General features: G+C 73.4%; 20 protein-coding genes and 2 pseudogenes. 8 read left to right on the top strand and 14 right to left on the bottom strand.

Annotated features, from left to right (window positions below):
- Nucleotides 1–54: 54 nt before the first annotated feature.
- The 4 genes from ACFQH9_RS26440 to ACFQH9_RS26425 form a co-directional block, all read right to left on the bottom strand.
- The gene (locus ACFQH9_RS26440; protein ID WP_379570109.1) at nucleotides 55–951 is read right to left on the bottom strand and encodes a phosphatase PAP2 family protein; all 897 of its coding nucleotides are present in this window, start codon (nucleotides 949–951) and stop codon (nucleotides 55–57) included.
- Between the two features lie 85 nt (nucleotides 952–1,036).
- Entirely contained in the window at nucleotides 1,037–2,395 is a 1,359-nt protein-coding gene (locus ACFQH9_RS26435; protein WP_379570107.1) for a HAMP domain-containing sensor histidine kinase, read from the bottom strand.
- 26 nt (nucleotides 2,396–2,421) lie between these two features.
- Nucleotides 2,422–2,742 carry a hypothetical protein gene (locus tag ACFQH9_RS26430; RefSeq protein WP_379570105.1) on the bottom strand — a complete coding sequence of 107 codons (321 nt, stop codon included), beginning with the start codon at nucleotides 2,740–2,742 and terminating at the stop codon, nucleotides 2,422–2,424.
- A gap of 63 nt (nucleotides 2,743–2,805) precedes the next feature.
- Nucleotides 2,806–3,525: a response regulator transcription factor gene (locus ACFQH9_RS26425; RefSeq protein ID WP_379570103.1), complete on the bottom strand. Its 720-nt coding sequence runs from the start codon at nucleotides 3,523–3,525 to the stop codon at nucleotides 2,806–2,808.
- Nucleotides 3,526–3,859: 334 nt separating this feature from the next.
- On the opposite strand from ACFQH9_RS26425, the gene ACFQH9_RS26420 reads away from it, so the two are divergent.
- From ACFQH9_RS26420 to katG, 3 genes and pseudogenes are all read left to right on the top strand, one after another.
- Nucleotides 3,860–4,804, top strand: a complete 945-nt coding sequence (locus ACFQH9_RS26420; protein WP_379570101.1) for a hypothetical protein — start codon at nucleotides 3,860–3,862, stop codon at nucleotides 4,802–4,804.
- 125 nt (nucleotides 4,805–4,929) lie between these two features.
- Nucleotides 4,930–5,043, top strand: a pseudogene (locus tag ACFQH9_RS26415) (transcriptional repressor); the annotation flags it as partial.
- Between the two features lie 26 nt (nucleotides 5,044–5,069).
- Complete coding sequence (gene katG / locus ACFQH9_RS26410; RefSeq protein WP_379570099.1) at nucleotides 5,070–7,265, top strand: catalase/peroxidase HPI; 2,196 nt, start codon at nucleotides 5,070–5,072, stop codon at nucleotides 7,263–7,265.
- 54 nt (nucleotides 7,266–7,319) lie between these two features.
- Here the strand turns inward: katG and ACFQH9_RS26405 are convergent, their stop codons facing one another.
- The 3 genes from ACFQH9_RS26405 to ACFQH9_RS26395 form a co-directional block, all read right to left on the bottom strand.
- The gene (locus ACFQH9_RS26405) at nucleotides 7,320–9,155 is read right to left on the bottom strand and encodes a potassium channel family protein (protein ID WP_379570097.1); all 1,836 of its coding nucleotides are present in this window, start codon (nucleotides 9,153–9,155) and stop codon (nucleotides 7,320–7,322) included.
- Nucleotides 9,156–9,161: 6 nt separating this feature from the next.
- Nucleotides 9,162–9,548 carry a DUF6394 family protein gene (locus ACFQH9_RS26400; RefSeq protein WP_379570095.1) on the bottom strand — a complete coding sequence of 129 codons (387 nt, stop codon included), beginning with the start codon at nucleotides 9,546–9,548 and terminating at the stop codon, nucleotides 9,162–9,164.
- 136 nt (nucleotides 9,549–9,684) lie between these two features.
- Nucleotides 9,685–10,050 carry a DUF2784 domain-containing protein gene (locus ACFQH9_RS26395; RefSeq protein ID WP_379570093.1) on the bottom strand — a complete coding sequence of 122 codons (366 nt, stop codon included), beginning with the start codon at nucleotides 10,048–10,050 and terminating at the stop codon, nucleotides 9,685–9,687.
- Between the two features lie 124 nt (nucleotides 10,051–10,174).
- On the opposite strand from ACFQH9_RS26395, the gene ACFQH9_RS26390 reads away from it, so the two are divergent.
- The gene (locus tag ACFQH9_RS26390) at nucleotides 10,175–10,951 is read left to right on the top strand and encodes an enoyl-CoA hydratase-related protein (RefSeq protein ID WP_379570091.1); all 777 of its coding nucleotides are present in this window, start codon (nucleotides 10,175–10,177) and stop codon (nucleotides 10,949–10,951) included.
- 45 nt (nucleotides 10,952–10,996) lie between these two features.
- Here ACFQH9_RS26390 and ACFQH9_RS26385 read toward each other — a convergent pair whose 3' ends face one another.
- The 3 genes and pseudogenes from ACFQH9_RS26385 to ACFQH9_RS26370 all read right to left on the bottom strand — a co-directional run bounded on the left by ACFQH9_RS26385 (nucleotide 10,997) and on the right by ACFQH9_RS26370 (nucleotide 14,991).
- Nucleotides 10,997–11,488 carry a hypothetical protein gene (locus ACFQH9_RS26385; RefSeq protein ID WP_379570089.1) on the bottom strand — a complete coding sequence of 164 codons (492 nt, stop codon included), beginning with the start codon at nucleotides 11,486–11,488 and terminating at the stop codon, nucleotides 10,997–10,999.
- Nucleotides 11,489–11,491: 3 nt separating this feature from the next.
- Nucleotides 11,492–13,545, bottom strand: a pseudogene (locus ACFQH9_RS32215) (copper amine oxidase).
- A gap of 15 nt (nucleotides 13,546–13,560) precedes the next feature.
- Entirely contained in the window at nucleotides 13,561–14,991 is a 1,431-nt protein-coding gene (locus ACFQH9_RS26370; protein WP_379570083.1) for an APC family permease, read from the bottom strand.
- Nucleotides 14,992–15,168: 177 nt separating this feature from the next.
- On the opposite strand from ACFQH9_RS26370, the gene ACFQH9_RS26365 reads away from it, so the two are divergent.
- The 3 genes from ACFQH9_RS26365 to ACFQH9_RS26355 all read left to right on the top strand — a co-directional run bounded on the left by ACFQH9_RS26365 (nucleotide 15,169) and on the right by ACFQH9_RS26355 (nucleotide 18,022).
- Nucleotides 15,169–16,641: an APC family permease gene (locus ACFQH9_RS26365; protein ID WP_379570081.1), complete on the top strand. Its 1,473-nt coding sequence runs from the start codon at nucleotides 15,169–15,171 to the stop codon at nucleotides 16,639–16,641.
- On the top strand, nucleotides 16,638–17,384 hold the full coding sequence (locus ACFQH9_RS26360; protein WP_379570079.1) for an IclR family transcriptional regulator: 747 nt from the start codon (nucleotides 16,638–16,640) through the stop codon (nucleotides 17,382–17,384). The genes ACFQH9_RS26365 and ACFQH9_RS26360 overlap by 4 nt, the downstream gene beginning before the upstream one ends.
- 137 nt (nucleotides 17,385–17,521) lie before the next feature.
- Nucleotides 17,522–18,022 (top strand): SRPBCC family protein, encoded by a 501-nt coding sequence (locus tag ACFQH9_RS26355; RefSeq protein ID WP_379570077.1) that lies wholly within the window; start codon nucleotides 17,522–17,524, stop codon nucleotides 18,020–18,022.
- A gap of 62 nt (nucleotides 18,023–18,084) precedes the next feature.
- On the opposite strand, the gene ACFQH9_RS26350 is transcribed toward ACFQH9_RS26355, so the two are convergent.
- The 3 genes from ACFQH9_RS26350 to ACFQH9_RS26340 are packed head-to-tail and all read right to left on the bottom strand — an operon-like array spanning nucleotide 18,085 to nucleotide 21,201.
- The gene (locus tag ACFQH9_RS26350) at nucleotides 18,085–18,354 is read right to left on the bottom strand and encodes a hypothetical protein (RefSeq protein ID WP_379570075.1); all 270 of its coding nucleotides are present in this window, start codon (nucleotides 18,352–18,354) and stop codon (nucleotides 18,085–18,087) included.
- An 8-nt stretch (nucleotides 18,355–18,362) separates the two neighbouring features.
- Nucleotides 18,363–18,833, bottom strand: a complete 471-nt coding sequence (locus tag ACFQH9_RS26345) for a (2Fe-2S)-binding protein (protein ID WP_379570073.1) — start codon at nucleotides 18,831–18,833, stop codon at nucleotides 18,363–18,365.
- A 16-nt stretch (nucleotides 18,834–18,849) separates the two neighbouring features.
- Nucleotides 18,850–21,201, bottom strand: a complete 2,352-nt coding sequence (locus ACFQH9_RS26340) for a molybdopterin cofactor-binding domain-containing protein (protein ID WP_379570071.1) — start codon at nucleotides 21,199–21,201, stop codon at nucleotides 18,850–18,852.
- Nucleotides 21,202–21,669: 468 nt separating this feature from the next.
- On the opposite strand from ACFQH9_RS26340, the gene ACFQH9_RS26335 reads away from it, so the two are divergent.
- Nucleotides 21,670–22,518, top strand: coding sequence for a LuxR C-terminal-related transcriptional regulator (locus tag ACFQH9_RS26335; RefSeq protein WP_379570069.1), 849 nt, complete (start codon nucleotides 21,670–21,672; stop codon nucleotides 22,516–22,518).
- Between the two features lie 19 nt (nucleotides 22,519–22,537).
- Here the strand turns inward: ACFQH9_RS26335 and ACFQH9_RS26330 are convergent, their stop codons facing one another.
- Nucleotides 22,538–23,266 carry a TetR/AcrR family transcriptional regulator gene (locus ACFQH9_RS26330; RefSeq protein ID WP_379570067.1) on the bottom strand — a complete coding sequence of 243 codons (729 nt, stop codon included), beginning with the start codon at nucleotides 23,264–23,266 and terminating at the stop codon, nucleotides 22,538–22,540.
- Nucleotides 23,267–23,432 lie beyond the last annotated feature (166 nt).

The following is a 23,432-nucleotide window of genomic DNA, read 5'->3' as shown; positions in this document are numbered from 1 at the left end:
CAACTTACGAGCGAGGCGCCGGCCCCTCATACGGTCTAGCGGGCGGACGAGGGGTCAGTGGCGGCCGTCAGGTCGCGGCACGGGCACGGTCGGCTGGTCGCCGACCTGCTCCGCGGGCGGACCGGTGACCAACCGGACCGTCTGCGGGTCCGCGGGGTGAGGTTGTGCGCCGTCGTCGGCCGCCGGCATCTCGACCGCGGGATCGGGATCCGGCACCGGGACGGGACGCCGATGCACGAGGAGCGTGACGCACAGGGCCAGCCACGTCCCGCCGACCAGCCATCCGTCGAGCACGTCGGTGAGCCAGTGCACCCCGAGGTAGAGGCGGGACAGCCCGATGACGACGACCGCCAGGACCGCGACCGCGACCGCCGCGGCCCGGGCGACGACGCCCCGCAACACGACGACGGCCACGGCGGCGAGGACGCCGAGCACGACGAACGAGCCCAGGGCGTGGCCGGACGGCAGTGAGTAGTTGGTCTCGACCGCCAGGCGCGTCGCCAGGGGCGGGCGCGCCCGGTCGTAGACGTTCTTCAACGTCTCGACCAGCACCCCGGCTCCGGCGGTGGCGACGATCACGACCGCGGCCTCCCACCGGCGCCGGCGGAACCAGAGCACGAGGGCCGCGGCCGCGGCGAGGACGGCCATGCCCGCCGTCCCGCCCGCGTCGGACACGACACGCGCCAGGCCGGTCGCCCCGGAGGTCCGGTGCTCCACGAACCAGTGCAACGCAGGCGCGTCGGCCGCGGAGATGCCGTCGGGGTCGGCGACCGCGTCGACCACCGTGGCCTGCAGCGCGAACAGGCCGGCGGCCACGCCCGTCCCGATCAGCGTCGACGTGGACAGCCGTCCGACGCGCGGCACGCGACCGAGCACCGACAGCGCGGTCACGAGCGCCCAGACGGCCAGCAGCGCGACGCCCACCGACTGTTCGGCATCGGCGAATCTCATCCCTGCTCCACCCTCCCGAGGGCCGCCGGACACCGACTGCCTCCGACGGTAGGAGCCGCTTCCACTGCGGAACCCCAGCGGACGGTTAGCGCTCGGCAAGACGTCCGGGCACGCCGTCCACGACCTGACGGGCCGCGCCGGCGGCTCTCAGCAGGAGGGTGAAGGTGGTCGGCCGGGCGCGGGTGAGGATGAGCCGTCCCCCTTCGGCCTCGGCGAGGCTGCGGGCCAGCGCCAGGCCGATGCCGTGGCCCCCGGATCGCCGCGCCCGGCGGGTGAAGAGGCCCTCGGAGGAGCCGGGCGGGATCTCGCCCTCGTCGGTGACGTCGACGGCGACGGCCCGGGCGGCGTCACGGACCCGCACCGTGATCCGGCCCCGGCCGTGGCGTAGCGCGTTGTCCACGAGGACGTCGAGGACCTGGCGGGCCGCCGCGGCCGAGGCGGCGGCCCCGAGGCCGGACGGCGCCTCGAGCACCAGTGTGCGGCCGGTGGCCTCGACCCGCGTGCGCCAGTCGCCGGCGAGAGCGTCGAGCAGGTCGGCGAGCACCAGCTCGTCGCGCGGCTCGTGGGTGTCGCGGGCGAGGGCGAGCAGGTCCTCGATCGTGCGCTGGAGCCCGTCCGAGGCGTGCACGGCCGCTCGCATCGCCTCGCGCAGCCGCTCCACCTCCTCCCCGGTGCCCGCGGTGCCGTTCCCGGTGGGGCGCGGCGCGTCGAGCGCCGCCTCGAGAGTCAGCCGCAGCCCGGCCAGCGGCGTGCGGAGCTGGTGGGAGGCGTCCGCCGTGAACGCGCGTTCGCGGGCGATGAGCCCCCCGAGCCGCTCGGCCGTGGCGTCGAGGTCCATGCCGACGGAGTCGATCTCAGGGATGCCGACGCGGGCGGTGCGGGCGGTGAAGTCGCCGTCGCCGAGACGCCGGGCAGTGGCGGACAACCGTTCGAGAGGGCCTGCGAGGGTGCCGGCCTGGCGCCGCGCGACGAGCCACACCACGGTCAGCGCCGCGGCGGCCAGCGCGAGCATGGCCCCCCACGCGAGCCCGATCTGCACGTACACCTCGACCGGGCTGCTCGAGACGCGGATGGCGCCGGCCCGGGGGTCGTCCTCGCCGAGGACGGGGACGGCGACGACGCCGTCGTCGGTGTCCGGTTGGGCCTGCGAGAGCACCGCGGTCACCGCGTCGTCGGCCCGGTCGGGCCCGACGCCGAGGATGCGGTTCCCGGCGCGGTCGTAGAGGGCGACGTCGGCGTGCTCGGCGGTCGCGGGCAGGTGGGGAGCGCCGCCGCGGGCGAGGTCGACGGCCACGGTGAGTGCGGCGACGTTCGCGACCTGGTCGAGCTCGCTGGTCTCGTCCTTCGCCAGATAGGTGGCCATGACGGCGGCCAGGGGCATCCCGAAGAGGGCGATGGCCAGCACGGCGGCGCCGAGGGTGAGCACCACGATCCGTTTGCGCACGTCGGCGAACCTAGCGACGAGGGTGGTCAGAAGCGGTCCATCGGCTCGACCCCGTGCATCAGCACGGTGAGCAGCAGCGCGGTGAGGGCGGCGAACAACAGGATGCGCAGCCCTGCGCAGAGCAGCGTCGCATGGTCCAGCCCGTCGTCGACGGGCTCGTCCCCGGGGTCGAGGTCACGGGTGAGCCGGTCCAGCCGGGCCCGGCTCGGCGCTCGGAGGACCTCGGAGAGCCGCCGCCCGGCCTCCTCGAGGCCGAGCACGTTCTCGTCCAGCGCGTCCCGTATCCGCGCGGCCGCGCGCCGCCGGTCGACCTCGTCGAGGGGCTCGTCGGCCGTCCCGGGCACCATCCGCCCACGGTAGGCGGGTCCCGGTTAACGGCCGCTTCCCTCCGGCAAGGCCACGGCAAAACCTCACTCGGCCTCGGGCGGGTCCAGCCGGTAGCCGTGCCCGCGCAAGGTCGTGATCCGGGGGAGCGCGGTGCCGGCCGGCAGGTCGGCCAGGTGCCGTCGCAGCGCGGCGATGTGGACGTCGAGGGTCTTCGTCGACCGGAACCAGTGCTCGTCCCACACCTCGGACATCAGGGTCTCGCGGCTGACGGCGGTCGCGGGCTGGGCGGCGAGCCGGGCGAACAGCTCGAACTCCTTGGCCCGCAACGGCAGTTCGGTCCCGGCAGCGAGCACCCGACGGCCGGCCAGGTCGAGGACCAGGTCACCGAGCACCGTGGTGCTCCCAGCCGCGTCGTCCTCCGGGTCGGGCCGCTGGGTGGTCTCGACGCGGCGCAGGTGCGCGTGGATGCGCGCGTGCAGTTCCGCCAGCCCGACCGGTTTGGTGAGGTAGTCGTCGGCACCGGCCTCCAGACCGATGATCACGTCCATCTCCGCGTCCCGGGCCGTCAGCATCACCAGCACCGTGTCCGGCTGGGTGAGCCGCAGGTCCCGGCAGACGTCGAGGCCGTCGACGTCCGGCAGCCCGAGGTCGAGCAGCACCAGGTCGAAGCGCCCGTCCCGGCCCGCCTCCAGGGCCTCGCGGCCGGCGGTGCACCACACCACGTCGTGCCCGTACACGGCCAGGCTGCTGCGCAGGGCCCGGCCGATCGTGTCGTCGTCCTCGACGACGAGCAGGCGCGCCATGCGTCGAGCCTACGTCCGGCGCGGGTGCACCGGCGGGTCGTCCCACATCGCGGCGTCCGTGCCCTTCCCGCGGAGCGACCGACAGGCGACGATCGGGTGACGACGACGCGTCACCGGTCGTCCGGGCGCCCAGGTCGCCCCGGCGCCGAAGTCGCGGTGCCGCGCGCGGTCCCGCAGGTGGAGGCCGGTCAGCGGGCGTCCGGCCCTTCCGGCGCTGCGCGACACGGGTCTGCCGCCGCGTCCGTTCAGTGCAAATTGCCTGGTCGACGGTCCAATTTGGGTAGCCGCGGCCCGAGAGGTGGTAGCACTGCGACCAAACCAGAGGAGCGGACCGATGACGGAATCCGACCAGCCCCAGGAGAAGCGCGGGAGTGCCGCCCGCGCCGGTGATCAGGACGAGTCCGACGCCACGCGGAAGGTCCGGCGTCGTGCCCCCGGGATGAGCGCGCCGGACGGAGGGACGAAGCCGCCCGCCAGGGACGTCACGGGTGGAGTCCGCCGGGTGACGGCCGCCGGTCGGTCGGCGGCCGCGCGGGCGGGTCGCACCGTGGGTCAGGCAGGCCGGGCGGCCGGCCAGACCGGGCGGGCCGCCGGCCGGGCGGGACAGGCGGCGCCAGGTGCGGGACGGACCGCGCGGGCGGTCGCCCAGACCGGGCGGGCCGCGGCGTCCGGCGCCGCACAGGCGGTCGGCAGTGCCGGCCGCACCGCCGCCGCCACGGGGGGCTCCGCGGCGTCCGGCGTGGCCAGGACCGGCGGGGCCGCGGCGTCCGGGGTGGCGAAGACGGGCGGGGACGTCGTGTCGGGCGTGGCGAAGACCGGCCAGAGCGCAGTGGGCGGGTTGGCGTCGACGGCGACCGGCACGCTGAAGGGCGTCGTCGGCACCGTGGGCGCGGTGGCGCGGCCCGTCCTGGGCGCGAGCTTCAGCTTCCTCGTCGCCAAGGCCGCCATCCTGCTGCAGCTGATCAAGAAGCTCGCCCTGCTGGCACTGCAGGGACTCCAGCGGCTCGCCGAGCGGCTGGAGGAGTTCGCGGCCTCCCTGCGGTCCCGGTCCCAGGCCCCGACCCAGGAGGACGCCGAGGACCACGAGGAATCCGACGCCGTCGAGGCCGGGGGCGAGGACGCCGAGTACGCCGAGTCCGAGGACGCCGAGGACGCCGAGGACGTCGACGACGACGCCGAGGACGTCGACGAGGCCCCCGCGGAGGACCGGGACGAGCCGCCCGCTCGCCGAGCGGGGCGGTCGGCCACCCCGACGGGCCAGCGCCCGTCGCTCCGGTAGACCCGGGCCGACACAGCGCCGGCGATCCGCCACCTCCGATTCCGGAGGTGGCGGATCTGCTCATTGAGTGGTTCAAGAAACGGGACGAGACTCGGCGAGGTGCCGCCGCGTCAGACTTCGAGCGCATGCTGCGCGGGGCCGCCCTGCGGGTGACCCGTCCGTGCCTGGCGGTGCCGACCGCGGTGCACGACGACCCGCACACGGACACGAAGTCGATCCGCACCGCGGGGCGCGAAGAACAGGAGAGACAGGAAGAGGGACCGACGTGACCGAGAGCGTCAGCGAGAGCGAGAACCCGCGGATCCCGTCCCCGACCCCGGCGGCCCACCGCCCCATGTCGAACCGGGACTGGTGGCCGAACCAGCCGGACCTCTCGGTCCTGCGCAAGCACGCGCCGCAGGCCGACCCGCTGGGCGGGACCTTCGACTACGCGAAGGAGTTCGCGACGCTCGACGTCGAAGCCCTCAAGCGGGACCTCGTCGAGCTGATGACGACGTCGCAGGACTGGTGGCCCGCCGACTACGGCCACTACGGGCCGATGATCATCCGGATGGCCTGGCACGCCGCGGGCACCTACCGGATCCACGACGGCCGGGGCGGCGGCGGCCAGGGTGCCCAGCGCTTCGCGCCGCTGAACAGCTGGCCCGACAACGCGAACACCGACAAGGCCCGCCGGCTGCTCCTGCCGGTCAAGCAGAAGTACGGCCGCAAGATCTCGTGGGCCGACCTCATGATCTTCGCGGGCAACGTCGCCTACGAGTCGATGGGGTTCAGGACGTTCGGCTTCGGCTTCGGGCGCGAGGACATCTGGGAGCCCGAGGAGATCTTCTGGGGACCGGAGGACACCTGGCTCGGCGACGAGCGCTACAGCGGCGAGCGCGAGCTCGCGGAGCCCTTCGGCGCCGTGCAGATGGGCCTGATCTACGTGAACCCCGAGGGCCCGAACGGCAACCCGGACCCGCAGAAGTCGGCCCGGGACATCCGGGACACGTTCGCCCGGATGGCGATGAACGACGAGGAGACGGCGGCGCTCATCATCGGCGGCCACACGGTCGGGAAGTGCCACGGCGCGGTCAGCGCGGAGTACCTGGGTCCGGAGGTCGAGGGCGCCCCGCTGGAGGATCAGGGGCTCGGCTGGAAGAACCGCCACGGCAGCGGCAACGGCGTCCACACGATGGTCAGCGGGCTCGAGGGCGCCTGGACCAACGAGCCCGTGAAGTGGGACAACGGGTACCTGGACAACCTGCTGAACTACGACTGGGAGCTCACGGAGAGCCCGGCCGGCGCGAAGCAGTGGACACCGAAGAACCCCGAGGCCCAGGGCACCGTGCCGGACGCCCACGATCCGTCGAAGCGCCACGCCCCGATGATGCTGACCTCGGACATCGCGCTGAAGGTGGACCCGATCTACGGGCCGATCGTGAAGCGCTTCCACGAGAACCCGGACGAGCTCGAGCTCGCGTTCGCCAAGGCCTGGTACAAGCTGCTGCACCGCGACATGGGCCCGGTCTCGCGCTACCTCGGCCCCTGGGTGCCCGAGCCCCAGATCTGGCAGGACCCCGTGCCCGCGGTCGACCACGAGCTGGTCGGCGAGGAGGACGTGGCCGCCCTCAAGCGGACGCTGCTCGACTCGGGTCTGTCCGTCCAGCAGCTGGTCGCGACGGCGTGGGCGTCGGCGGCCTCCTTCCGCGGCACCGACAAGCGCGGAGGCGCGAACGGGGCGCGGATCCGGCTGGAGCCGCAGCGCAACTGGGAGGTCAACGAGCCGGCCGAGCTGACGCGGGTCCTGGAGACCCTCGAGCGCATCCGGCAGGACTTCGACGGCGCGCAGTCCGGCGGGAAGAAGATCTCCCTCGCCGACCTGATCGTGCTGGGCGGCTGCGCGGCCGTCGAGAAGGCGGCGCGCGACGCCGGGTACGAGGTCACGGTCCCGTTCGCGCCGGGGCGCACGGACGCGTCGCAGGAGCAGACCGATGCGGACTCCTTCGCCGTGCTCGAGCCGGGCGCGGACGGGTTCCGCAACTTCATCCGGCCCGGCGACAAGGTGCCGCCCGAGCAACGACTGGTCGACCGGGCGTACATGCTGAACCTGACCGCGCCCGAGATGACGGTCCTGGTCGGCGGGATGCGGGCGTTGGACGCCAACGTCGCGCACGCCCCGCACGGCGTCCTCACCGACCGGCCCGGGGCGCTGACGAACGACTTCTTCGTCAACCTGCTCGACATGGGCACCGAATGGAAGACGTCCGAGCTGACGGAGAACGTCTACGAGGGCCGGGACCGGGCCACCGGCGAGGTCCGGTGGACCGCCACCGCCGTCGACCTGATCTTCGGTGCGAACTCCCAGCTCCGCGCCGTCGCCGAGTTCTACTCGTGCGCGGACGCGAAGGAGCAGTTCGTGCAGGACTTCGTGGCGGCGTGGAACAAGGTGATGAACCTCGACCGGTTCGAGCTCGCCTGACACCGACGACACCGACGGCCGGGCCGGCCGCACCCCGGCCGGCCCGGGTCGGGGTCACTCCCGCCCGGCGCGGGTGAGCTTGCGCCACACCCATCCGGCCGGCACCCGCCGCCCGGTCCGCACGTACTCGCGCGCCGCGTCGACCATCAGGGTCACGTCGAGGCCGCGGCGGGCGGCGGTGCCGCCGAGCAGGAGCAGCTCGTCGTCGGGGGCGAGGACGACGTCGTCGTCCGGGCCCATGAGGCACTCCTCCGTCCCGTCCGCGCCCCGCCGCAGCACCATCAGCACCACGACGGCGAGGCGGCTCCCGCGGTCCTCGGGGTCGCGCAGGACGTCGCCGAGCCGGGCCTCCCCGGAGGCGAGCCAGCCCATCAGGGTCGGGGTCTCGCTCGAGTTGAGCCGGATCTTCCACAGGGTGGGCAGCCGGCGCCCGCAGTGGGTGGTCACCCGCTGGACGAGGGCCGACGCCCAGCCGTCGCCCTGGTGCGGCACCTGCTGCAGGAAGCGCCAGAGCAGCGGGGTGCTGAGCTGCGCGAACACCTCGTGCGCCACCACCTCCGCCGGCACGAGCAGCGAGTCGATCCGCATGGCGTCGAACAGCGCGGCGTTCGCGGCCCGGTTCTGCCGGGCGGCCACGTAGATCGAGCGGTTCAGCCGGCGGGCGTCGGAGACCATCGAGAGGTTGGTGGTGTCGTTGTCCGTCGCCGCGACGAACCCCACGGCGTCGGCGACGCCGGCGCGCTCGAGGACCGCCGGATCGACGCCGGAGCCCTCGACGGTGGTGACGCCGTCGTGCGGCTCGGGCGCCGTGCCGCGCGGCTCGACCACCGTCACGTCGAGCCCCTCGGCACGCAGGTCGTCGGTGACCTCGCGGCCGAAGCGGCCGTAGCCGCACACGACCCAGTGCCCCTCGCCGGGCGGCCGGCCCCGGGCGGGCAGCTCGGCGCCCGGCCCGCTCTCCAACCACGTCATGAGCTGGTAGGACGCCGGCGAGCGCATGGCGATGCGCAGGTGGTCGCCGAACCGGTTGAAGGGGTTGACGACGGTCGGGCTGCCGAAGGCGCGCATGCGCTCGGCGATGGCCGGCGAGACGGTGCGGGCGACCACCGGCAGGTCCGGCCGCAGCAGGGCCGCGGTCATCGCCACGGCGAGGTTGGCCTCGTCGTCGTCGGTGAGGGCGACCACCGCCTCGCACTGCAGGCTGCGCAGCCCGGCCACGCCGAGGTGCCCCGGGTCGCGTCCGTCCGCGACGAGGCCGGGGACGTCGCCGCGGTAGGAGCCGAGCTCGAGGGCGTCGATGCGCTCCTCGGCGATGTCGATCACGACGACCCGGCGGCCGAGCGCGTCGAACGCCCCGCACAGCAGCTCCCCCGTGCGCCCGTGGCCGACGATCAGCAGGAACGGCTCGCGCAGCCGCTTGACCTTGCGGGTGAAGTGCTGCAGGGCGATCGCCCGGCGGAAGGCGCGGTCCTGCAGGAGCGCCAGCAGCGTGCCGATCGCGTAGGCCCAGCCGATGACGGTGAGGTAGATCGTCGCGGTGACCCACAGCCGTTGGGCCGGGGTGAAGGTGGTCGGGATCTCGCCGAAGCCGATCGTCGACGCCGTGTAGCTCATGAAGTAGAAGGCGTCGAAGAAGCTCATCCGGTAGGGCGCGCCGCCGGCGTCCCGGCCGGGGACGAGCGTCAGGCCGAACACGCTGATCGCGAAGATCGTGATCAGGACGATCAGCGGGGCACGCATCCGGCGCAGGATCAGGAAGATCGTGGCCTCGGCCTCGACGGCGGAGGCCATCGGGATCCGCCGGCGCAGGCGCCGGGACCGGCCGCGGGGGCCGGGGTCCTCGTCCTGCCCCAGCAGCCGCATCCAGAAGGAGAGCAGCGGGTTGCCCACGGCCGGCTACCGGCGGTGGTAGGACACGGTCTCGACCACGAGCAGCACCACCGAGACCACGTTGGCGAACAGCGCGCCGCCGGAGAGCGACACGACGGCCGCCGTCGCCGACGGCGTCAGGGCGTTGTCGGCGATGTGCGCCGAGTAGGTCCAGGCGATCGCGGCCGCGACGAGCTGCAGGTCCGCCACCAGGCTGGTGGCGAGGTGGACGGCGCCGATCTGCGTGCGGTCGCCGAACTTGAGCACCGTCGCGATGAGACTGACGACGATCGCGGCGAACAGCTCGTAGACGTTGTGCAGCGCGGGGTTGGAGATGTCGCCGATGAAGAACCCGAAGTTGAGTGTGGCGGCGAGCAGCACGAAGAAGCCGAAGACGACCTTCTCGAGGTTCATGCGTGCTCCCGGCAAACGGTCGTCCCGCCAGGCCCCCCGGCCCGGGCGACAGAATGGCACGACGACGGGTCGCGCGCCCGGTCGAAGGTCGCCACCCAGGTCGTCGGGCCCGCGGTCGGTCCTGACGGGACGGTCGTCAGCGGCGGACCGGCCGGCGCCGCCGGCGCAGCGCGAACCCGATCCAGGAGAGCGCGACCAGCCCGGCGACCACGAGCTGGAGCGTCAGCAGGTACTCGCGCGGGTAGACGACGCCCGTCAGGTAGGTGTCGACGAAGCCGCGCGTGAGGCCCTGCTCCCCGGCGAGCCGGCGGAACCGGTCCTCCCACGCCGTGAGCGGGCACTCCACCCCGACCAGCACGCTGACCAGGCCCCAGCCGACCGCGGCCGCGTGCGCCACGAGGACCCGGGGCCGGCGCCAGGCGAGGAACCCGCCGAGCGCGACGAAGGCCAGGAACGCGAAGTGGACCAGCATCACCGCGTCGGCGAGGAAGCGGTAGGCCACGCGACCAGCATGACGGGCGGGGGCAGCCCTGACGACCCGCTGATGCGTCGGTGGCGGTGCGTTGTCCGCGGCGGACGGGTGGTCTGACATGGCGTGCGGACGTCACCTCGAGATCGGAGTCCCCATGCCAGTGCGCGTGTCCGGTGACCGGACGGTTCCCGTGGTCACGATCGACCGCCCGGACAAGCTCAACGCCCTCGACTACCCGACGATCGACGCGCTGCGGACGCACCTGGACGAGCTGCCGCGCACGGACGGGGTGCGGGCGATCATCCTCACCGGCGCGGGGGACCGCGCCTTCAGCGCCGGCGCCGACATCCCGGACCTCGCCGGCAGCGTCGCCCGGGGCTCCGCCGCGGCGCTGCGGGAGATCGTGGCGCGCGGGCACGCGCTGACCCGGGCCGTCGAGACCTGCCCCGTGCCGGTGATCGTGGCGGTCAACGGGCTCGCCTACGGCGGCGGCTGCGAGATCACCGAGGCGGCGCCGCTGGCCCTCGCCGCCGAGCACGCCACCTTCGCCAAGCCGGAGATCACGCTCGGGTTCCCGCCGCCGTTCGGGGGCTCGCAACGGCTGCCGCGGCACGTCGGGCGCAAGCGCGGCCTCGAGATGATCCTCACCGGCGACCCGATCACCGCCGACCGTGCCGCGGAGATCGGGCTGGTCAACCGGGTCGTCGCGGGCGAGGACCTGCTCCCGGCGGCGCGCGAGCTGGCCGAGCGGATCGTCCGGCACGCCGACACGGCGGTCGCCGCGTGCCTCGCCGCCGTCACCCGGGGGATCAACGTGCCCATCGACGAGGGCCTCGGCATCGAGGCGGCCTGGTTCGCCTCCACCGTCGGGACGCCGGGGGTGCGCGCCGGGCTCGACCGCTTCCTGGGGCGGAGGCGCGAGGCGTCCTGACGCCCGGGCGCCGGGCTCATCGGCACCACCTCCCGCGCAGGGGCGTCAGATCATGGTGAGGAAGGTGGTCGCCATCGCCCCGCTCATCACGAGGTGGGCGACGGGTTCCAGGCGGACCCGCGGGCCCCGCAGCGAGAGGGCCGGGAGCCACCGCCCGCCGCGGACGGCGAAGTAACCCGTGAGCGCCAGGCAGACGGCGGCGAGGCCGAGGCCGCCGTGCGCGCCGCCGACCAGCGGCATCGCCACCATCGCGCAGGCCGCCAGGCAGCTGTGGACCACCTCGGCGGCCTCGCCCCGCAGTCGTCCGGCCAGCGCGAACAGGCAGGACACGACGGCGAGGACGGCCGAGGGCACCAGCTCGCCGGCGGCCATGGCGACCATGGCCGACGCCATGCCGCCGTGGCCCAGCGCGGTCCAGCGGTGCGCCGGGGCGCCCGGCCGGTCCGCGAGGAGGGCGCGGGCCAGGAAGACCGCCGCGGCGAGCAGGCACGCCCCGCCGACGACGGTCTCCCACCAGCCCGCGCCCGTCCCGTGCACCGCTCAGGCGCCCTCGGGCTCGCGGTCCTTGCCCGGACCGTGCACGACGCCGTTCTCCTTGCCACCGTGGCAGTGGCCGTTGGTGGAGGCCGGGACGTCGAGCGCGGGGTTGCGGTCGAAGAAACCCGACGGCTTGAGCACGAACCCGGTGTAGTCGACCGGCATGATCGGCCAGTCCTCCGGGCGCGGGAAGTGCGTGAGCCCGAAGGTGTGCCACACGACGATGTCCTCGCCGTCGACCGGCCGGTCCGCCTGCACCCAGGCCGGCAGCCCGGCCCCGCCCGGGTTCTGGTTCACGAGGTCACCGGCGGGGTAGCGCTCGGCCGGGTCGTACTGGGTGACCCAGAGCGCCTTGCCGGCGAACGCGGCACGCGAGCGGATGACCGACGCGTCGTCGGCCAGCAGGGTCGGCTGGCCCTCCGGGTGCAGGGTGTACCCGACGGGCTGGCCCAGCGCGTTGGTCTTCTCGGTGTTGATGATGTGCCAGACCCGGCCGGTGGCGCCGTTGGCGTCGCGCTGGGCGTCGGACTCGCGGGTCAGCCGGGTGACCGAGCGGCGGAACGCGTTGCCGTACGGGTTGCCCTCGCCCATCGGCACCCGGGCCGCCTCGATCTCCTCGACGGCGTTGCGCGCGCCGTCGACGGTCATGTCCAGCCGGGCGGAGAACAGGTGCTGGTGGAACGGGGCGCCCAGGCCGGGCGCGATCTCGGTGGCGTACTCGCCGGGCGTGCCGGAGGTGAACACGATGCCGGTGGCCTTGGCCTCGAGCTCGATGGTGCCGTCGAGGTAGAGGTACCAGTAGAAGCCGTAGTCGTAGTTCCCGATCGGCGTGAAGAAGCTGATCACCAGGCGGCGCTGGCGGCGGGTCTCGCGCGCGCCGGTGAANAGTAGAAGCCGTAGTCGTAGTTCCCGATCGGCGTGAAGAAGCTGATCACCAGGCGGCGCTGGCGGCGGGTCTCGCGCGCGCCGGTGAACATGTCCGAGTGCTTCCAGAGGACGCCGTAGTCCTCCTCGTGCATGCAGATCGCGTTCTGGATGGTGCGCGGGTTGCCGAGGTCGTCGGCGATCACGGCGTCGGTGTAGAGGATGTCGCCGAGGCAGTCGCAGCCCAGCTGCAGCGAGTCCGCGTAGCGGGCGAACATGTACTCGCCGCAGTCGAAGTAGTTCTGCCAGAAGCGCACCGGCGAGGGGTCGGCGTAGGGCACGACCATCTCGGCGACCGAGGCGCGGTAGCAGATCGGGCGCCCGTCGAAGGCGATCTGGTGCAGGGTCAGGCCCTCGCGCTCGTTGAACCCGATGCGCAGGTCCCACTTGCCCCAGCGGACGTGCCCGTCCTCCACGGTGAACGAGCGGCCCTCGGGCTGGGTGATCTCGATCGGCTTGAGGTCCAGCGGCGGGCCCTGGACCTCGGGGTCGTCGAAGTTGCCGCTCGTCTCGGGCACCGCGTGCACGGCGTGGTCGACGACGCGGTCCACCGTGCGGGCGGTGAGGTCGACGTAGGCGACGAGCCCGTCGATCGGGTGCGCCCACGGGTGGTCCTTCTCGTGGTCCTGACGGAACCCGAAGGCCCGCACCACGCGCTTGCCCGGGGTCTCCGGGTAGTCGTCGAAGGCGCCGGCGGACAGCGGGACCGCGCGCACCTGCGCCGGGTCGATGCCGCGGCTCTCGAGGGCCTCGCGCCACTCGGCCGAGCCGTTGAGGACGTCCTCGATCATCTCGAACTCGGTGTCGATGATCGGCGGCTGGCCGTCGCGCGGCGGGTCGAGCTCGCGGTTCGAGACCACGGAGCGGGAGTCGACCGACACCACGACGTCCCACGACCGACCGGTGGCGATGTCGAGCAGGATCACGCGGAAGCGGCGGTCGGTGGTGCCGCCGGCGAGGACCTCGGACTTCGGCGGCTCCTCCGGCGTGAAGAAGGTGTAGCGCACGGTCTCGCCGAGCAGGCCGGCCTCGAGCAGCACCTCGCGGACGGTGCTCACCTCGGCCTCGCTGGTCATCGCGAGGGCGTGCCGGTTCGCGGTGCCGGTCTCGGGACGGTTGTCCAGGGTGGTCATCGGCAGGATCTCCTTTCAGGCCGCGTCGGCGGCGGGGGTGGGGGTGGCCGGGAGGGAGCCGGTCACCGTGCGCAGGCGGGACCAGACGACGCCGAAGACGAACGCCAGCACGAGGACGGCGCCGATTCCGAGGGCCAGCGCGCCCGAGCCGCCGATCAGCGTCGGGAAGTTCGAGACGGTCAGGACGAGGCAGGCCACCAGGCCGATCAGCCCGAGGGCGGGGGCGAGGAAGGTGTTCCAGACCCGGGTGTCCACGCGGTTGCGGCGGAAGAACACGAGCACCGCGGCGCAGGTCAGCGTCATCAGCGCGAGCACGCCGAGCGTGGCGGTGCCGGCCATCCAGGCGAAGACCTGCGTGACCGGGTCCATGCCGGCGATCGCGAAGATCACGATGAACGCGGCCGCGACGATGCTCTGGGTCAGCGAGGCGACGTGCGGCGAGGAGTGCCGGGGGTGGCTGCGGCCGACCGCGGGGTGCAGGGCGCCGGAGTTGCCGAGCGAGAAGTAGTAGCGGGCGAGCACGTTGTGGAAGGACAGCGCGGCGGCGAACAGGCTGGTCATCAGCAGCACCTGGGCCACGTCGCCGCCGGCCGGCCCGAGGATGTTCGTGATCGTCGTGACGATCATGTTGCCGGGGTCGGTGCCGGCGGCCTCGACCGCGGCGGCGTCGCCCCACGCGGAGACCACGGCCCAGCTCGAGAGCGTGTAGAACACGCCGATCAGCAGCAGCGCGGTGTAGGTCGCCCGCGGGATGGTGCGCTGCGGGTCGCGGGCCTCGTCGCGGAACACCGCGGTGGCCTCGAACCCGATGAACGAGGCGATCGCGAACATGATCGCGATGCCGAGCGCCCCCGAGACGAACTGCGAGGGCTGCACGAACGCGGTCGAGAGGTGCTCGCCCCGCCCCACCACCACGGCGTCGAACACCAGGACGATCGCGACCTCCGCGATCAGCAGGGCGCCGAGCACCTTGCCGGACAGCTCGATGTGTCGGTAGCCCAGCACCCCGACGACGGCGACCACGGCCAGCGTCCACACCCACCACGGAAGCGCGGGGCCGCCCCAGTGCTGCACCAGGGCGTCGATCACCGCGCCGATGTAGCCGAACACCGCCAGCTGCACGGCCGCGTAGGTGACGAGCGCGAGGAAGGCGGAGCCGAGACCGAGCGGGCGGCCGAGCCCCCGCTGCACGTAGGAGTAGAAGGCGCCGGCGTTCGGGACGTGCCGGCTCATCGCACAGAACCCGACGGCGAAGAGCAGCAGGATGCCCATGCACAGGGCGAAGGTCGTGGGGAAGGCGGCGCCGTTGCCCGCGGCCAGGCCGAGCGGGACGGTGCCGGCGATGACGGTCAGCGGCGCGGCCGCCGCGACGACCATGAACACGATCGACCCCACGCCGAGCCGGCCGGTCAGCGTGTGTGGTCGATCCGGATCCGTGACGCTCATGAGCGCTCTCCAGGTGACTCGGAAGAGTGATGCCGACCACCGTGGGCGGCGACGGGACGTGAGTCAAAGCACGTTCTCATTCGGACCGCGGAGCGGCCGCGCGGTTCTCATTCGGGCCGTCGTCGCTGGTCATCGCGGTGCACGCGCTGGCAACATCTCCGGCCTACGCTGCGGGCAGTGCACGGGAAGGGGCAGCGGATGCGCGACGACGCGCGGATGCGGTTGCGCAGCCGGTCGCCGGTCGAGGGGCTCGAGCGGCGGCGGCTGGGGCCGCTGGAGGTGGTCGCCCAGTCGGTGTCCGGGGCCGCGCCGTCGGCCGCGATGGCGGCGACGCCGGCGATCGTCGCGGTGTCGGCCGGGCACGGGACGGTCTGGTCGTTCGTGATCGCGACGGTGCTGGCGCTGCTGATCGCGGGCTGCATCGCCCGGTTCACCCGGCGCATGGCCGCCTCCGGCGGGCTGTACAGCCTGACCGCGAAGGGGCTCACGCCCGCCGCGGCCTACGCCAGCGCGCTGGCGTCGCTGCTCGGGTACGGGCTGCTGGCGGCCGCGGCGCTGGTCGGCGCCACGGTGTACCTCGACGCCCTGGTCGGTGAGCTGGTCGGCGCCACCCCGAGCCGGGCGGGTGCCGCCGCGGTGATGGCCGTGATCGGGCTCGGCACCGCGGTGCTGGTGCTCCGCGGGGCGCGCCTCTCGGCCAGGGTGGTGCTGGCGGTCGAGAGCGTCTCGATCACGGTGATGCTGATCGTGTTCTCGCTGCTGCTCGCCGGCGGGCCCGCGACGGGCGCGCCCGCCGACCCGACGGCGATGCCGCCGCCGGGCCCCGGCGGGATCCTCGCCGGCGTGCTGCCCGCCCTGGCCGCGTTCATCGGGTTCGAGATCGCGACCTCGCTGGGCACCGAGGTGCGCAAGCCCTTCCGCAGCGTCCCGCGCGCCGTCGGGCTGACCGCGGCGGTGACCGGGGTGCTCTACGTCTTCGCCGCCCAGGTGCAGGTCCTCGGCTTCTCCGCCACCCCGGGCGGGCTGGCGGGCCAGGCCGAGCCGGTGGTCTCCCTCGCCGCGGCCAACGGCTGGGGCTGGCTGCCCGTGCTGCTCGACCTCGGGCTGGTCATGTCCTTCTTCGCCTGCTGCCTGGCGGCGTCGACGGCGCTGGCCCGGGTGCTGTTCTCGCTCTCCCGGGACGGGGTGGCGCCGCAGGTGATGGGCCGCACGCACCGCCGGTTCCGCACCCCGCACGTCGCGATCGCCGCGTCCGTGCCGGTGACGACCGGGGTACCGGTCGTGCTGCTCGCCGCCGGTGTCCCGCTCATGTCCGTGCTGGTCACGATGCTGACCCTCGCCGCCTGCGGGTTCCTGCTCGCCTACCTGTTGGTGTGCGCGGCGGCGCCGGTGTTCCTGCACCGGATCGGCGAGCTGACCTGGCCCGCGGTCGCCGTCAGCGCGGTGATCGTGCCGATCCTGCTGGTCGTGCTCGTGGCGTTCGTCGTCACGCGGCCGCTGTCGGGCGTGCTGCTCGGCGGGCTCGCGGTGCTGGGCGCCGCCTGCTACCTGCTGCTGCGCCTGCGCCGCCCGGCGGCGCTCGCCGGTATCGGGGTGTACGACGAGACCACGACCGGCGACGTCCTCCTCCCCCACCGCGGCGCGGCATGACGGGGCCCATCCCGCTGTCCGGGCGGCAGCCCAAGGCCGTCCGCAGCGCGTTGCACGTGCTCGAGGAGGTCGTGTCCGCGGGCCCCGGCGTCACGGCCAAGGAGATCTCCGAGTCGCTGGCCATGCCGCAGGCCACCACCTACCGCATCCTCAACCTGCTGGTGGCCGAGGAGTACCTGGTCCGGCTGCCCGACCTGTCCGGGTTCGCGCTCGGCCGCCGCGCGGGCCGGCTCGCCCTGCCGGCGACGAGCGCCCTCAACACCGCCGCCCGCGCCGTCGTCGACCACATGCGGGGGCAGACCCGGTGGGCTGTCCACCTCGCCTCCTACGTCGGCGAGCAGATCTCGCTGATCGACCCCGACCCGGACCATCCCGCCCCGGACGCCGGCCAGCTCGCGCGCTTCCCGTACGCCTTCGCCCTCGGCCGGCTGCTGCTGGCGGAGCAGGCCGACTGGCGGGCGCTGGTGCGGGAGCTGCGGCCGTTCACGGCGCGCACCGTGACCTCGGAGTCGGAGCTGGACCGGACGCTGAAGGCGGTCGCGCGGGACGGGCTGGCCCGGCAGTGCGGCGAGTTCCGCGAGGACCGGGGCTGCCTCGCGGTGCCGATCCGCGGACCGCGGGACGGCCGGCTCGTCGCGGGGCTCGCCCTCGCCGGGCCGACGGTGCGGATCGCCGAACCCAACGAGGAGATCATCGAGGTGCTCCGGGACCACGCCGCTCGGCTCGCGCCCCTCCTGGCCTGACGCCGTCGCGCTCGGCGTCGCGCTTGGCAAGGGTCCTCTTGTACGTAGCCCGTCGGCCGGGATGAGCGCCGTCCGCGCGAGTACCGTGCTGGGCCCGCCGGTCCCGGCGGTCGACGGTCGGCACAGGGAGGTGCGCCATGGGCGACGCCAAGCAGATGGAGGTCAGCAGGGTCGTGCACGCCCCGGCCGAGCGCGTCTTCGCGGTCCTCGCGGACCCGCGCCGGCATGGGGCGATCGACGGCTCGGGGACGCTGCGGAGCACCGAGAGCGGCCCGGTCACGGCGGCCGGGCAGGTGTTCACGATGCACATGCACCACGACGACCTCGGCGACTACCGGTCCCTGAACACCGTGACCGAGTTCGAACCGGGCGTGGTCGTGGGCTGGGCTCCGCGGCTCGATACCGACTTCGAGTGCGAGCTGGTCGGGAAGCTCGCCGGGATCAGGACCGGTGGGCACACGTACACCTACCGGCTCCGCGACGCCGACGGCGGGACCGAGGTCACCGAGACCTACGACTGGTCCGGCGTGACCGACCCGAGGTTCGAGGCGTTCTGCCCGTTCGTGACCCGCGAGCAACTCGCCGCCGGCCTCGAGAAGCTCGCCCGCACCGTCGAGGCCGCACCGGTCGTGACATGAGCGGACGGCGCTCCCGCTCACGAAGGTGGAGCGGGAGTGCCGTCGCCGGGTCGGGCTCGGGGTCAGTCGAAGGGGCCGTCGAGGAGGCCGCCGCCGGGGCCGGCGAGGTAGTTGAAGCCCGGGTCGGGGAACTCGGTCTCGACGCCGTCGGCGCCGGTGGGGCCGTTGCCGTTCGTGGCGTCGAGGAAGGACTCGGCGGCGGTCTGCGCCGTCGCCCGGGCCGCGCTCGCGCCCTGGGCGAGGTCGCCGGTCGGGGCCTCCGCGGCGGCCGCGGTGCCGACCGGCAGCAGCGCGCCGCCGAGGGCGAGGGTGCAGATGATGCGCTTCTTCATTCCCGGCCTCACATCTCGTCCGCGCCGGCCTTGATGGCCTCGCGGATGCGGTTGTAGGTGCCGCAACGGCAGATGTTGCGGATCTCCTCGATGGCCGCGTCGTCGACGTCGCGGCCCTCGCGCCGGCACTGCCGGACCTTGGCGACGGCGGCCATGATCTGGCCCGGCTGGCAGAACCCGCACTGCGGGACGTCCTGTTCGATCCAGGCCTTCTGCATCGGGTGCAGCTCGTCGCCGTCGGCCAGGCCCTCGATGGTGGTGATCTCGTCGGAGTCGGAGATCGCGCCGACCGGGACGGAGCACGGGTTGAAGGCCTTGCCGTTGATGTGGCAGGTGCAGGCCTTGCAGACGTTGATGCCGCAGCCGTACTTGGGGCCGGTGACGCCGAGCATGTCCCGGATGACCCAGAGCAGGCGCACGTCGTCCTCGACGTCCACGGTGACCCGCTCGCCGTTGAGCGTGAAGGTGTGGGTGGGCATGTCGGTGCTCTCCTGATCAGTAGGTGTAGCGCAGGCCGTCGGTGGGCGACTCGGGGATCGGCGGCACCAGCGACTTGGGCTCGAACGGGAACGGGTCCTTGTGGTTGATCGGGAAGTACTCCGGCAGCTTCCCGGTGGCCCGCGCGTAGGCGCAGGCGATGGCGCCGCAGGTGGCGGCGACGCCGAACTCCCCGGCGCCGCCCGGCTCGTCGCCCGGCGAGTCCAGGATGATGATGTTCATCTCGGGCGGGGTGTTCCACTGCCGGGTGTAGAAGTAGTTGTCCCAGCTGGCCTCGACGAAGTGCCCGTCCTGCAGGTGCAGGCTGGAGGAGAGGATCAGCGCGAGGGCGTCGTTGATCCCGCCCATGATCTGGGCCTCGAGCCCGCGCGGGTTGATCACCAGGCCGATCTCGACCGCGAAGGTCACCTTGGTGACGCGCGGCCCGGTCACGCCCTCCCGGATCCTGCGGTCGACCGTCTCCGGCCGGCAGTCGATCTCGACCAGCGCCGCGGACACGCCCTTGTACTCGGTGTGGAAGCCGAGGCCCTGCGCGGTGCCCTTCTTCATCGACCGGCCCCAGCGCCCCTCCTTGGCGACGGCGTCGAGCACGGCGCGCATCCGGTCGTTGCGCAGGAACTGGCGGCGGAACTCGTACGGGTCCTGGCCGACCTCGGCGGCGAGCTGGTCGGTGACGAGCTCGCGGGCCGTGGCGACGTCGGGCGAGTAGACGTTGCGCATCGACGAGGTGTTGAAGCCCATCTCGACCTCGTTGAGCAGCCGGGTGGACACGCCGTAGTCGTACGGCGTCACCTGGGTCAGCTCGAAGATCGACTCGGCGAAGGTCAGGTTGCCGAGCGGGGCCCGCGCGCCGGTGGCGGTGATCGCGTCGCCGAGGCCGTGGGTGAAGTCGGTGGACACGCTGGTGTGCCGCTGCTCGAAGCTGAGCACCGAGTCCTTGGTGACCGAGGCGCGGATGCGCGAGGTCGCCATCGGGTGCACACGGCCCTGGCGGGAGTCGTCGGCGCGCGTCCACATCAGCTTGACCGGCTTGCCCATCGTCTGCGAGACCTCGGCGGCCTCCAGCGCGGCGTCCCAGAACAGCTTGCGCCCGAAGGAGCCGCCGCCCTGGGTCACGTGCACGGTCACCGCGCTCTGCGGCAGTCCGAGCTTCTTCGCGATCGCGGCCTGCGCCGTGACCGGGTTCTTCATCGCGCCCCAGATCTCCGCCCGGTCCGACCGCACGTCGGCGATCGCGGAGTTGGTCTCCAGGGAGCTGTTGGACTTGAAGTAGAAGGTGAACGAGGCGTCGATCGTGTTCCCGCCCGCGGGCGGGACGGCCATCGGCAGCTCGGCGGCCCGCAGCTTCGCGAGGATCGTCTCGTCGCTCTCCCCGTGGACCGTGCCGTCGTTCCAGTTCACCCGCAGGGCCCGGACGCCGTCGATGGCCTGGCCGAAGGTCCTCGCCCGCACGGCGACGCCGGTCGACACGATCTCGACGTCCGTGATCCCCGGCATGTCCCGGACGTCGTCGATGTTCTCGACGCCGTCCGGGGTGCCGTTGAGGTCGGGCGCCCGGCAGATGACCGTCGGCAGGGCGTCGGGGATCTGCAGGTCGGTGGCGAAGCACTTGCGGCCGGTGACGATGTCCCGGGCGTCCGTCTTGTTGTGCGGCTTGCCGATGATCCGGAAGTCCTCGCGCGGCTTCAGGACCACCTCGACCTGCTCGTCGACCCGGCTGGCCGCGGCCTCGGTCAGGTCGCCGTAGGAGAGCACGCGCCCGGCCGCTCCGGTGATCAGGCCGCTGCGCGCGCTCAGCGTGCGCACGTCCTGCTGGAGCAGCTGCGCGGCCGCGTCGAGCAGCCGCAGCTGGGCCAGCGCCGCGGCCACCCGGATCGGCGTGTACGTGGTGAAGGTGGTGCTCGAGCCGCCGGTGATCTGGTTGAACAGCAGCTCGGGACGGGCGTCGGCGAGGGTGACCTCGACCTGCTCGACCTCGAGGTTCATCTCCTCCGCGATGATCATCTGGGTCGAGGTGATGATGCCCTGGCCGTTGTCCGAGCGGGGGAGCGCGAAGGAGACGGTGCCGTCGCGGTTGACCTCGATGCGGATGAGGTTCGCGGTCGGCCGGGAGGCGTCCCGGAGCAGGTCGAGGAGGTCGTAGGCCTCGGGCGTCTGCGGCACGGACGGGATGGGCGCGGCCGAGGCCGACGGCCCGTCGAACACGGTCTGGCGGGTGAACTCGGCGGCGACCACCAGGGTCGGTGCGGCGACGAGGTAGCCCAGGAACTTGCGGCGCCCGACAGGGGCGCGCAGTCCCGTTCCTGGTTCCTTGGCCTTCGTCGGGGGAGCGAAGCGGTGGTTGGCCATGGTGGTCCTCTTCGTTGGGGGCCGAGCCGGCCGGCGCGGGAAGGTCGCCGTCCGGGGGACTTGCCGCAGCAACGACCGATCGCGGATTCGGTGTCATCCGGCGCGTTCCGGACGGGGCGCCGCGGCCACGATGCGTGACGAGCGGTCGGTCCGACGGCCGAGTACGCCACCCGGACGGGACCCCTCACCCCTGGATCGCCGCCACGGTGCGCGATGTGGGCGCGCGGCGGCGGGGGCGTTGCCTCGACGCGGCCACTCGATCCGGTCAATACCGACGATCGGCGCGTCGACTACCACCGAAAGTGGGTAGGGGCCCGTCGCCGCCGCTCAGGCCGGTCGGTCGTGCGACGCGGAGTTGACGTACCGGAGACCTTCTGTAGACACTTCGCCGCCGTCCCCGTCGTGCTCGGGGAGCGACCGCCGCCCGGCGGGGCTCCGCCGCCCGACCCGATCCGAGAGGACCCGGCCGTGGTCAGCGTCGACACCGCCCACCGCTGCGCCGAGCGCGCCGTCCGCACCCGCCTCCTCGAGCTGCAGCGCGTCACCGGCCTCCCCGTGGTGTTCGGTGGCGCGGTCCCGGGCGGCGCGCGCGAGGGTCGCTTCGCGATCACCGCCCAGGTCGGGACGATCACCGACGCGCTCTCCGGGCTGGTCATCCGGCGGGGGCGCGGGCTCGGCGGCACCGCGCTCGAACGGGGCGTGCCCTGCCGGGTCGACGACTACGCCGCGGCCCGGGCGATCACCCACGACTACGACACGATGGTCGCCGAGGAGAAGCTGACCTCGATCTTCGCCTTCCCGGTCCGGGTCGAGGGCGAGGTCCGCAGCGTCCTCTACGGCGCGGTCCGCTCCGGCGACCCCATCGGGGACCGCACGGTGCGGCAGGCGAGCCTCGTCGCGTCCCGGCTGCAGGCGGACCTGCGGTTCCCGGCCGAGGTCCCGCCCGCCGCTGTCGGCGGTTCCCCCGACGAGGGCGCCGACGGCACCCGCCGCGCGCTCGTCGAGCTGGCCGACATCATCGCCACCACCTCCGATCCCCGGCTCCGCGAACGGCTGGCGTGCATCCACCGCGAGTTCAGCGGCGCGTCCGCGGCCCCCGAGCCCCCGGGGGACCCGAGGGACGCGGAGAAGCTCACCCGGCGGGAGACCGACGTCCTCCGGCTCGTCGCCGTCGGGGCCAGCAACTCCGAGATCGCGGACCGGCTCGACCTGAGCGTGCAGACGGTCAAGGCCTACCTGCGCTCGGCGATGCGCAAGCTCGAGGTGCGCAACCGGACCGCGGCCGTCCACGTGGGGCGCGCGGCCGGGCTGCTCTGAGCCGTCGCCGCACTTCGTCCTACATCGGCGGTGAGTGGGCGGGCGCCGCGCTGCTGACGGCGGACCCGTCGGACCCGTCGGCGGCGCTGCGGCCGGGGGCCCTCCGGACGGTCTCGATCGCCTCGCCGATCAGCGCGTCGAGCTCCGCGTCGCCCCCGGACCGGTGCACGAGCCCGGCCAGGACGTTGTGCGCGAAGAGCCGGGCGATGGCCTCGACGGACTGCGGGCCGTCCGGCCGGTACCAGGTCCAGGCGTAGTTGCACATGCCGAAGACCTGCAGCGCGGTCATCTGCGGGTCCGGGGTGTGCAGGAGGCCTCGCTCCACCCCGGCGCGCAGGATGTCCACGACGATCTCGGTGTAGCGGACGCGCTGCTTGCGGACGTAGTCGGTGAGGTCGCCGTCGAAGTAGCGGACGAGCTCGCGCAGGCAGGCCAGGCTGGCGGCGCGGTCGTCCCGGTGGGCCGCGAGCAGTGCGTAGACCATCGCGACGAGCCGGCTGACCGGGTCCGCGAGGTGGGCGTGCACGAAGTCCGCCTCGGCGAAGCGCCGCGCGAAGTACGCGACGTGCACCTCGCGCAGCAGGGCTTCCTTGGTGCCGAAGTGGTGGACGATCGTGCCCTTGCTGAGGTTCAGCTCCGCGGCGACGTCGCCGAGGCTGGTGTCCGCGTACCCGCGGTCGGCGACGTGCTCGGCGAAGACGCGCAGGATCGCGTCCCGGGAGCTCGCCCGCGGGCTCCGTCCTGGCATCCGCTCACTATAGGGACAGGTCCGGCGCCTGGAGCCTGTTGCCGACCGTACGAGCGGTCAGTTAAGTTGCGTCATCGCCCTGGCGCCGTTGCCACGAGGAGCTTCCATGAGCGCTGCCGTCCCCGCCCTGCCGTCGTACGCCTCCGGGATCTCGGATGTCCCGTTG

Origin of the sequence: Pseudonocardia lutea (assembly GCF_042658055.1) — a bacterium.
Taxonomy (GTDB): domain Bacteria; phylum Actinomycetota; class Actinomycetes; order Mycobacteriales; family Pseudonocardiaceae; genus Pseudonocardia; species Pseudonocardia lutea.
Note: the sequence above shows the minus strand (reverse complement) of the source record. Positions and strands in the feature narration are given on the sequence as shown.

Coding starts and splice junctions, on each gene's coding strand:
- ACFQH9_RS26440 (WP_379570109.1), bottom strand. CDS start 951: ATGAGATTCGCCGATGCCGAACAGTCGGTGGGCGTCGCGCTGCTGGCC.
- ACFQH9_RS26430 (WP_379570105.1), bottom strand. CDS start 2,742: ATGGTGCCCGGGACGGCCGACGAGCCCCTCGACGAGGTCGACCGGCGG.
- ACFQH9_RS26425 (WP_379570103.1), bottom strand. CDS start 3,525: ATGGCGCGCCTGCTCGTCGTCGAGGACGACGACACGATCGGCCGGGCC.
- ACFQH9_RS26420 (WP_379570101.1), top strand. CDS start 3,860: ATGACGGAATCCGACCAGCCCCAGGAGAAGCGCGGGAGTGCCGCCCGC.
- ACFQH9_RS26400 (WP_379570095.1), bottom strand. CDS start 9,548: ATGAACCTCGAGAAGGTCGTCTTCGGCTTCTTCGTGCTGCTCGCCGCC.
- ACFQH9_RS26390 (WP_379570091.1), top strand. CDS start 10,175: ATGCCAGTGCGCGTGTCCGGTGACCGGACGGTTCCCGTGGTCACGATC.
- ACFQH9_RS26370 (WP_379570083.1), bottom strand. CDS start 14,991: ATGAGCGTCACGGATCCGGATCGACCACACACGCTGACCGGCCGGCTC.
- ACFQH9_RS26360 (WP_379570079.1), top strand. CDS start 16,638: ATGACGGGGCCCATCCCGCTGTCCGGGCGGCAGCCCAAGGCCGTCCGC.
- ACFQH9_RS26355 (WP_379570077.1), top strand. CDS start 17,522: ATGGGCGACGCCAAGCAGATGGAGGTCAGCAGGGTCGTGCACGCCCCG.
- ACFQH9_RS26350 (WP_379570075.1), bottom strand. CDS start 18,354: ATGAAGAAGCGCATCATCTGCACCCTCGCCCTCGGCGGCGCGCTGCTG.
- ACFQH9_RS26345 (WP_379570073.1), bottom strand. CDS start 18,833: ATGCCCACCCACACCTTCACGCTCAACGGCGAGCGGGTCACCGTGGAC.
- ACFQH9_RS26340 (WP_379570071.1), bottom strand. CDS start 21,201: ATGGCCAACCACCGCTTCGCTCCCCCGACGAAGGCCAAGGAACCAGGA.
- ACFQH9_RS26330 (WP_379570067.1), bottom strand. CDS start 23,266: ATGCCAGGACGGAGCCCGCGGGCGAGCTCCCGGGACGCGATCCTGCGC.